1 protein-coding gene and 2 pseudogenes are annotated in these 1799 nt (G+C 72.7%); 1 reads left to right on the top strand and 2 read right to left on the bottom strand.

All coding sequences use genetic code 11. The features are described 5' to 3' along the window. Window positions 1-468: pseudogene (locus tag RMO85_RS16440) on the bottom strand (hypothetical protein); the annotation flags it as partial. A 100-nt stretch (window positions 469-568) separates the two neighbouring features. Here RMO85_RS16440 and RMO85_RS16435 point away from each other — a divergent pair. Further along, window positions 569-1558 carry a malate dehydrogenase gene (locus RMO85_RS16435; RefSeq protein WP_310529798.1) on the top strand — a complete coding sequence of 330 codons (990 nt, stop codon included), beginning with the start codon at window positions 569-571 and terminating at the stop codon, window positions 1556-1558. Window positions 1559-1587: 29 nt separating this feature from the next. Here the strand turns inward: RMO85_RS16435 and RMO85_RS16430 are convergent. Further along, window positions 1588-1799: pseudogene (locus tag RMO85_RS16430) on the bottom strand (hypothetical protein); the annotation flags it as partial.

Genomic DNA, 1799 nt, shown 5'->3' with positions numbered 1-1799 from the left:
CGCAAAGACGACGGCCAGGAGGGTCGGCCCCCGCCCGAGGTAGCGCATCAGCGCGTAGGACAGGGCGAACCCCGACACGAGGAACATGCTCAGCAGGTCGAGGTGCCCGCCGAGGTCGGTCTGCGTCGCGTGCATCGCCATGCTGCCCGGGCCGAGCAGCACCACGAGCACGGCGTATGCCGTGGCGAGACCCGGGTGGGCACCCAGGGTGAGGCCGAGACGGAGGCGGTCACCGGCATACCAGGCGACGGCGAGGCCCGCGATCACGAACCCGAGGTTGCTCCACGTGTTGGCGGGCTGGCGGATCCACCCGGGGCGTGCTGCCTCGCAGAAGCCGTCGCCGCGACCGACGTCCGGGCCCATCCAGCCCCAGCGCGCGGCGGCGATGACCAGGCCGAGCGACAGGGCCGCGGTGACCAGGGCGGTCGCCAGGGGTCGCAGGTCCCGCCCGCTCGGCGCAGCACTCATCACAGGCGTCACCTCACCACACCGCCCGCCGTGGCGCCACGTGCGCGCGCTGATAGCGTCGAACCCGACCAGAAGTCCTCGCGAACGAAGGGGTACCACCGTGAGCAGCACGCCCGTCAAGGTCGCCGTCACCGGCGCCGCCGGCCAGATCGGCTACAGCCTCCTGTTCCGCATCGCCAGCGGGGCGCTGCTCGGCCCCGACACCCCGGTCGAGCTGCGCCTGCTCGAGATCACGCCCGCGCTCAAGGCCCTCGAGGGCGTGGTGATGGAGCTCGACGACTGCGCGTTCCCGACGCTCGCCGGCGTGCAGATCGGCGACGACGCGAGCACGGTCTTCGACGGGGTCAACCTCGCGCTCCTGGTCGGGGCGCGACCGCGCGGGCCGGGCATGGAGCGCGGTGACCTGCTCGAGGCCAACGGCGGCATCTTCGCCCCGCAGGGCAAAGCCCTCAACGACGTCGCGGCCGACGACGTGCGCATCACGGTGACGGGCAACCCGGCCAACACCAACGCGCTCATCGCGATGTCGAACGCCCCCGACATCCCCACCGAGCGCTTCTCCGCACTGACCCGCCTCGACCACAACCGCGCGATCTCGCAGCTCGCGGCCAAGCTCGGCGTGCCGGTCACCGAGATCAAGAAGATGACGATCTGGGGCAACCACTCCGCGACGCAGTACCCCGACCTGTTCCACGCCGAGGTCGGTGGCCGCAACGCCGCCGAGGCCGTGGGCGACCAGGACTGGCTCGCCGACACCTTCATCCCGACCGTCGCCAAGCGTGGCGCGGCGATCATCGCGGCGCGCGGTGCCTCGTCCGCGGCATCCGCCGCCTCGGCCACCGTCGACCACGCCCGCACCTGGGTGCAGGGCACGCCCGAGGGCGACTGGGTCTCGATGGCCGTGCGCTCGGACGGGTCCTACGGCGTGCCGGAGGGGATCGTGTCGTCCTTCCCCGTCACGGTGCGCGACGGTCGCTGGGAGATCGTGCAGGGCCTGGACATCGACGACTTCTCGCGGGCGAGGATCGACGCCTCGGTCGCCGAGCTCGTCGAGGAGCGCGACGCGGTCAAGGGCCTGGGCCTGATCTGACCCTCACGGTCGACGCCTCGGCGCGTGGATCAGCGGCGACCGGCGCGGGCGCGATCGCCGTGGGCTTCGTGCTCGGCCGCCTCGCGCTCCGCCGCCTCGACGAGGTTGGTCAGGAGCATCGCGCGGGTCATGGGGCCGACCCCACCGGGGTTGGGGCTGACGTAGGCCGCGACGTCCCAGACGTCGGGGTGCACGTCGCCGGCGACGCGGCTCTTGCCGGTCTCCTCGTCGAGCACGCGTG

The sequence above is a fragment of the Nocardioides sp. genome (genome assembly GCF_031422975.1).
Lineage (GTDB): Bacteria > Actinomycetota > Actinomycetes > Propionibacteriales > Nocardioidaceae > Nocardioides.
This window is presented reverse-complemented; position numbering and strand designations above follow the sequence as displayed.